The organism is Rahnella sp. GSA61A (genome assembly GCF_019969905.1).
Classification (GTDB): Bacteria; Pseudomonadota; Gammaproteobacteria; order Enterobacterales; family Enterobacteriaceae; genus Rahnella; species Rahnella aceris.
The window spans coordinates 72,355-78,354 of record NZ_JAHXYO010000023.1 but is presented as its reverse complement, the minus strand read 5'-3'; the positions used below and the strand labels follow the sequence as shown (position 1 = coordinate 78,354).

Annotated in this window: 6 protein-coding genes and 1 pseudogene; 4 read left to right on the top strand and 3 right to left on the bottom strand. The window is 49.7% G+C overall.

All coding sequences use genetic code 11. The features are described from left to right. A pseudogene (locus LC431_RS22365) lies at window positions 1–192 on the top strand (IS4 family transposase); the annotation flags it as partial. 50 nt (window positions 193–242) lie between these two features. Here LC431_RS22365 and LC431_RS22360 read toward each other — a convergent pair. From LC431_RS22360 to cpxP, 3 genes are all read right to left on the bottom strand, one after another. Beyond that, entirely contained in the window at window positions 243–1,232 is a 990-nt protein-coding gene (locus tag LC431_RS22360; RefSeq protein WP_013577594.1) for a sulfate ABC transporter substrate-binding protein, read from the bottom strand. Window positions 1,233–1,416: 184 nt separating this feature from the next. Beyond that, window positions 1,417–2,403: a 6-phosphofructokinase gene (gene pfkA, locus LC431_RS22355; RefSeq protein WP_013577595.1), complete on the bottom strand. Its 987-nt coding sequence runs from the start codon at window positions 2,401–2,403 to the stop codon at window positions 1,417–1,419. A gap of 347 nt (window positions 2,404–2,750) precedes the next feature. Beyond that, window positions 2,751–3,260: a cell-envelope stress modulator CpxP gene (gene cpxP, locus LC431_RS22350; RefSeq protein ID WP_013577596.1), complete on the bottom strand. Its 510-nt coding sequence runs from the start codon at window positions 3,258–3,260 to the stop codon at window positions 2,751–2,753. Between the two features lie 152 nt (window positions 3,261–3,412). Between cpxP and cpxR the strand changes: the two genes are divergently transcribed. Genes cpxR through trmL form a run of 3 tightly spaced genes read left to right on the top strand, consistent with a single transcriptional unit; the run spans window position 3,413 to window position 5,992 of the window. Beyond that, window positions 3,413–4,114 carry an envelope stress response regulator transcription factor CpxR gene (gene cpxR / locus LC431_RS22345; RefSeq protein ID WP_013577597.1) on the top strand — a complete coding sequence of 234 codons (702 nt, stop codon included), beginning with the start codon at window positions 3,413–3,415 and terminating at the stop codon, window positions 4,112–4,114. Beyond that, the gene (cpxA, locus tag LC431_RS22340) at window positions 4,111–5,481 is read left to right on the top strand and encodes an envelope stress sensor histidine kinase CpxA (RefSeq protein ID WP_037035328.1); all 1,371 of its coding nucleotides are present in this window, start codon (window positions 4,111–4,113) and stop codon (window positions 5,479–5,481) included. Before cpxR ends, cpxA begins: the two co-directional genes overlap by 4 nt. 37 nt (window positions 5,482–5,518) lie before the next feature. Beyond that, the gene (trmL, locus tag LC431_RS22335; RefSeq protein ID WP_013577599.1) at window positions 5,519–5,992 is read left to right on the top strand and encodes a tRNA (uridine(34)/cytosine(34)/5-carboxymethylaminomethyluridine(34)-2'-O)-methyltransferase TrmL; all 474 of its coding nucleotides are present in this window, start codon (window positions 5,519–5,521) and stop codon (window positions 5,990–5,992) included. Window positions 5,993–6,000: the final 8 nt, after the last annotated feature.

The window sequence follows — 6,000 nt, the reverse complement described above, 5'->3', positions numbered from 1 at the left end:
TCGGAGATATTACGGTTGTTAATCGGGCTGCCGTGGGCATCAGCGGGAGCCATCCCGGGTCATCTGAAGCATTTTTACAGCAACGCAGCGATGCTAAAACTGCCCTCGAGACGTGAGCGTGAATATGCGAGGGAAGTGAGAGAAAAAAGGTCGAAATATCCCTTAAAAAACAATGCCGGTCACCTTAAGTGACCGGCATTACCCCGGCTTGCCGGGGTTTTTTATTGCCTGTAACATCGCGATTAACGCCTGGAGATTTGGTCGAAAATTCCGTCTGTCGCAAAATGGTCTTTCTGCGCCTGAGCCCAGGTACCTGCAACCTGATCAATGGTGAACAGTTTCAGTTTCGGGAATTCAGCCGCGAATTTCTTCTCCACTTCCGGATCACGCGGACGGTAATAATTTTCTGCCGCGATAGTCTGGCCTTCCGGCGAGTACAGGTATTTCAGGTAAGCATCCGCCACTGTACGGGTATCACGCTTATCCACGACTTTATCAACCACAGAAACCGTTGGCTCCGCCAGAATCGATTCGCTTGGCGTGACGATTTCGAACTTATCTTTGCCGACTTCTTTTGTTGCCAGCAACGCTTCGTTTTCCCAGGCAATCAGCACATCACCGATACCACGTTCAACGAAAGTATTCGTTGCGCCACGTGCACCGGAGTCCAGCACTTCGACGTTTTTATACAATGCTTTCACGAAATCCTGAGCCTTCGCTTTGTCATTGTTGTTGTGATGCAACGCGTAACCCCAGGCTGCCAGATAGTTCCAGCGTGCGCCGCCAGACGTTTTAGGGTTCGGCGTAATCACCGATACACCCGGTTTGATCAAATCATTCCAGTCATGAATTTGTTTCGGGTTGCCTTTGCGCACCAGGAACACAATGGTGGACGTGTAAGGCGCAGAGTTGTCCGGCAGGCGGGTGATCCAGTTTTTATCGATACGGCCGCGTTCTGCAATAGCATCAACGTCATAAGCCAGCGCCAGTGTTACCACATCCGCTTCAATGCCATTAATTACTGACGTAGCCTGTTTGCCTGAGCCACCATGCGACTGGCGTACGGTGACGGTATCACCGGTTTTGCCCTGCCAGTATTTACTGAATGCCTTGTTATATTGTTCATAGAATTCGCGGGTTGGATCGTATGACACGTTCAGAATCTGAATATCTTTGGCAATTGCTCCGGTTGCCACCAACAGCAATCCCAAACCTGCAGCCCATTTACGCATCGTACTCTCCCGAAATAGTTTCTATGGATTTCATTTATTTGTTCGTTAAAGAGAGCGTGCCAGATAAAAACGAAACACATAAAGAATAAAAGGTTTTTTTCTATTACTTTATGGAATAAACAAAAAGAGTGGCGAAAAAAAACCTCCCGCAAAGGAGGTTCTTTTAAACACGCAATAAGCTGAATCAGAAAAGTTTTTTCGCCGTGTCGTACCAGTCTTCTTTAAATTTGCTTTTCTTGTTCTCTGGCGCGATACAAATTGAGATGAGTTCGTGAACCATTTTCTCGTTTTCAACACCCACGCAGAAACCGCCCTGAGAATAGTCACGATCTTCTTCCAGCAACAGGTCAACAGCATACGCACCCATGCGGGAAGCCAGAATACGGTCATAAGCGACAGGTGCGCCGCCACGCTGAATATGACCTAATACCGTGCCACGCGTTTCACGACAGGTTTCTTTCTCGATGTATTTAGCCAGTTCTTCAATGTCATCTAACTTCTCGGTGATGGCAACGATGGCATGTTTTTTGCCTTTCGCGATACCGGCTTTGATTTCAGCAACCAGATCATCACGTTTGAATTCAACTTCAGGGATAGCGATAAATTCGCAACCCCCGGCAATCGCTGCTGCTAAGGTCAAATCACCGCAATAACGGCCCATCACCTCAACAATAGAGATACGCTGGTGTGAAGAGGAGGTATCACGTAAACGGTCAATGGCTTCAACCACTGTACCCAGCGCCGTGAAGAAACCGATAGTGTAGTCAGTGCCCGCAACGTCGTTATCGATTGTGCCTGGCAGGCCGATGCAACGGATGCCACCTTCTTTGGTCAGCAGGTCTGCACCGGCATATGAACCGTCACCGCCGATAACCACAAGGCCATCGATACCACGGTCTTTCATATTCTGCAGCGCAACTTTACGCATTTCTGGATCACGGAATTCCGGGAAACGTGCTGAACCCAGGAAAGTACCGCCACGGTTGATCATATCGGAGACGCTGTAGCGATCCAGTTTGCGCATGCGGTTTTCATACATGCCGAGGTAGCCATCTTCAATACCGTAGACTTCCAAATCTGCAGATAAAGCGGCGCGGACAACGCCACGGATCGCAGCATTCATGCCTGGGGCATCGCCACCACTTGTCAGTACACCAATTTTTTTGATCATGACTACCTCTGAACTTGTAGATGCAATTTCTTAAGAATCTTGAGCCAGCCTGTTGGGCGAATTTTTTTTATGCAGCCAAAAGGGCTTATTAGCGTTTGAGCCTATAGTATAACAAAACACCGGTGCTGAATTGATTCAAGTCAGCAAGAATACGCATACACCGCTCGGTACATCGCAATTTACTGATTCATACGGCTTTTACAAGATATTTCCAGTTCGTTACGATCACATTTCCACCTTGTTAATTTCCTGTTCTGCAAATCCAACCCAAATTGAGGACAAAAAAAACCCCACCTTTCGATGGGGGAAGACAGGGATGGTGTCTATGGCAAGGAAAAACAGGGATCTTACTCGGTCGTGCTGGTACTACTCGTCTTCTGGGCAGAAGAGGGCTGTAATCCAGATAACTGCATTTGCATCTGTTTCATGCGCTGCTCATGTTTCTGGTTCAATACATCTTTTTGCTCAGGGGTCAGCAGATTAAACATCTGGTTGCGGATGCGGGCCATTTCGACCTGACGATCCACCTGCTCCTGAGCCATTAATTCAGCTTGTGCTCGCACGGCGGCCTGATCAAACTTTTCGGCGGTAACCAGCCTGTGCATCGTTTCTATCTGTTCTACATTTACATGGGGTAGATCTTTACGAGCCTGGTGCATCAGGTCACGCATTTGCTGGCGCTGTTGCTCAGTAAGATTTACACCATCAAACATGGTGTTGCGTTCCTGAGGCTTATCCAACATCGTGCTATCATGTTCTGCTGGCATCGCCGACACTGGTTTCGCACCATCTGCTAAAACGACACCTGAACTCAGCGTCAGAAGCGTGGCCAAACCGAATGAAGCTGCCTTAAACATCACATACTCCTAAAGTCTTTATCGCTTCATCGCGAATCATTGAAAAGCAGTCTAAACCTGCTGCTGCAAACAAGCGTCAGTGCTTGTAAAAGTACGTAAAGTCATGGAATAGCGGCAATTGATGACGTATTTTGCGTCTAGAGGTAAATACAATGAATAAAATTTTGTTAGTTGATGACGACCGTGAACTGACTTCACTTTTGAAAGAATTGCTCGAAATGGAAGGCTTTAATGTTGTAGTGGCTTACGACGGTGAGCAGGCATTAGAGAAAATCGATAATACCATCGATCTTCTGTTACTTGACGTGATGATGCCGAAGAAAAACGGCATTGAAACCCTTAAAGAATTACGCCAGCGCCATCAGACGCCAGTGATTATGTTAACTGCTCGTGGCAGTGAATTAGACCGTGTCCTCGGCCTCGAACTGGGTGCCGATGACTATCTGCCAAAACCGTTTAACGACCGCGAGCTCGTGGCACGTATCCGGGCCATGTTGCGTCGTTCTAACTGGAGCGAACAGCAGCAAACCAATGAGAACAACGGTTCACCGACGCTTGAAGTCGATGGCTTACAACTGAACCCCGGCCGTCAGGAAGCCAGCTTTAACGGTGAAGCGCTGGATTTAACCGGCACTGAATTCACCCTGTTGTACTTACTGGCAAAACATCTCGGACAGGTCGTTTCCCGCGAACATCTGAGTCAGGAAGTGCTGGGTAAACGTCTGACGCCGTTTGACCGTGCTATTGATATGCACATCTCGAATTTACGCCGTAAATTACCCGATCGTCAGGACGGACATCCATGGTTTAAAACCCTGCGTGGACGCGGTTATCTGATGGTTTCTGCTTCATGATAAACAGTCTTACGGCACGTATTTTTGCCATTTTCTGGTTCACATTAGCCTTAGTGCTGATGCTGGTATTAATGGTGCCGAAACTCGATTCACGCCAGATTACGCCGTTGCTTGATAACGAGCAGCGGCAAGGCCTGATGATTGAACAACACGTTGAAGCTGAACTGGCGACCGATCCTGCCAATGACCTGATGTGGTGGCGCCGGTTGTTCCGTGCCATCGACAAATGGGCACCGCCGGGTCAACGCTTGTTGCTGGTGACCAGCGAAGGGCGCGTTATTGGCGCTCAGCGCAATGAAATGCAGATCGTACGTAACTTTATCGGCCAGTCGGATAACTCAGATCGTCCAAAGAAGAAAAAATATGGTCGCGTCGAAATGGTGGGGCCTTTCTCCGTTCGTGATGGCGAAGACAACTACCAGCTTTACCTGATGCGCCCCGCCAGCAGTTCTCAGTCTGATTTTATCAACCTGATGTTCGACCGTCCGCTATTGCTGCTAATCGTCACCATGCTGATCAGCGCCCCGCTGTTGCTCTGGCTGGCGTGGAGCCTGGCAAAACCTGCACGTAAGTTGAAAAACGCCGCAGATGACGTTGCACGCGGCAATCTCAAGCAGCATCCGGAGCTCGAAGCCGGACCGCAGGAATTCCTTGCGACAGGTGCCAGTTTCAACCAGATGGTCAGCGCACTCGAACGAATGGTAACAGCACAGCAACGGCTGATTTCGGATATCTCACACGAGCTACGTACCCCACTGACGCGCCTGCAACTGGCCACCGCGTTGATGAGACGTCGTCATGGTGAGGGTAAAGAGCTGCAACGTATCGAAAATGAGGCTCAGCGCCTTGATGGCATGATCAATGACCTGCTGGTGTTATCACGCAGCCAGCATAAAAATGAATTATCGCGCGAAACCCTGAAGGCCAGTGAATTGTGGGCGGGTGTGATTGATGATGCACAGTTTGAAGCCGAACAGATGGGTAAAACCCTTGAGGTCACGTCGCCACCTGGCCCGTGGAAACTGATCGGTAATGCTGCGGCTCTCGACAGTGCGCTGGAAAACATCGTCCGTAACGCCCTGCGTTATTCGCATCATCACATTGTCCTGAACTTCGCCCACGACAGTGAAGGGATCACTATCACCGTTGATGACGATGGCCCTGGTGTGAGTGAAGAAGATCGTGAACAGATTTTCCGTCCGTTCTACCGCACTGATGAAGCGCGTGATCGGGAATCCGGCGGCACCGGCCTTGGGCTGGCGATCGTGGATACCGCGGTTCAGCAGCACAGAGGCAAGGTAAAAGCCGAAGACAGCCCGCTGGGCGGCCTTCGTTTGATTATCTGGCTGCCGCTGCACCAGCGTTAAGATTCTGCTATTCTGCGTCCCTCTATCAGGGGGACGCATGCTTAACATTGTTTTATTTGAACCAGAAATCCCGCCCAACACCGGCAACATTATCCGCCTGTGTGCCAACACCGGATGTCAGCTTCACCTCATCGAACCTTTGGGCTTTGGCTGGGACGATAAACGTCTGCGCCGTGCCGGGCTCGATTACCATGAATTCGCCCATATAAAGCATCACGCTAATTATGACGCTTTCCTCAGCAGCGAAAATCCACAACGTCTTTTTGCCCTGACGACCAAAGGCACGCCAGCGCACAGCGCCGTGAGCTATCAGGATAATGATTTCCTGCTGTTTGGCCCTGAAACTCGCGGCTTACCGGCGTCTATTCTGGATAATCTGCCCGCACAGCAGAAAATTCGCATTCCTATGCGCGCAGAAAGTCGCAGCATGAACTTGTCGAATGCTGTTTCTGTGGTGGTTTATGAAGCCTGGCGTCAACTGGGATATCCGGGCGCATTGCTGAAAGAATAGCGGAATGG

Coding starts and splice junctions, on each gene's coding strand:
- LC431_RS22360 (WP_013577594.1), bottom strand. CDS start 1,232: ATGCGTAAATGGGCTGCAGGTTTGGGATTGCTGTTGGTGGCAACCGGA.
- cpxP (WP_013577596.1), bottom strand. CDS start 3,260: ATGTTTAAGGCAGCTTCATTCGGTTTGGCCACGCTTCTGACGCTGAGT.
- trmL (WP_013577599.1), top strand. CDS start 5,519: ATGCTTAACATTGTTTTATTTGAACCAGAAATCCCGCCCAACACCGGC.
- cpxR (WP_013577597.1), top strand. CDS start 3,413: ATGAATAAAATTTTGTTAGTTGATGACGACCGTGAACTGACTTCACTT.
- cpxA (WP_037035328.1), top strand. CDS start 4,111: ATGATAAACAGTCTTACGGCACGTATTTTTGCCATTTTCTGGTTCACA.
- pfkA (WP_013577595.1), bottom strand. CDS start 2,403: ATGATCAAAAAAATTGGTGTACTGACAAGTGGTGGCGATGCCCCAGGC.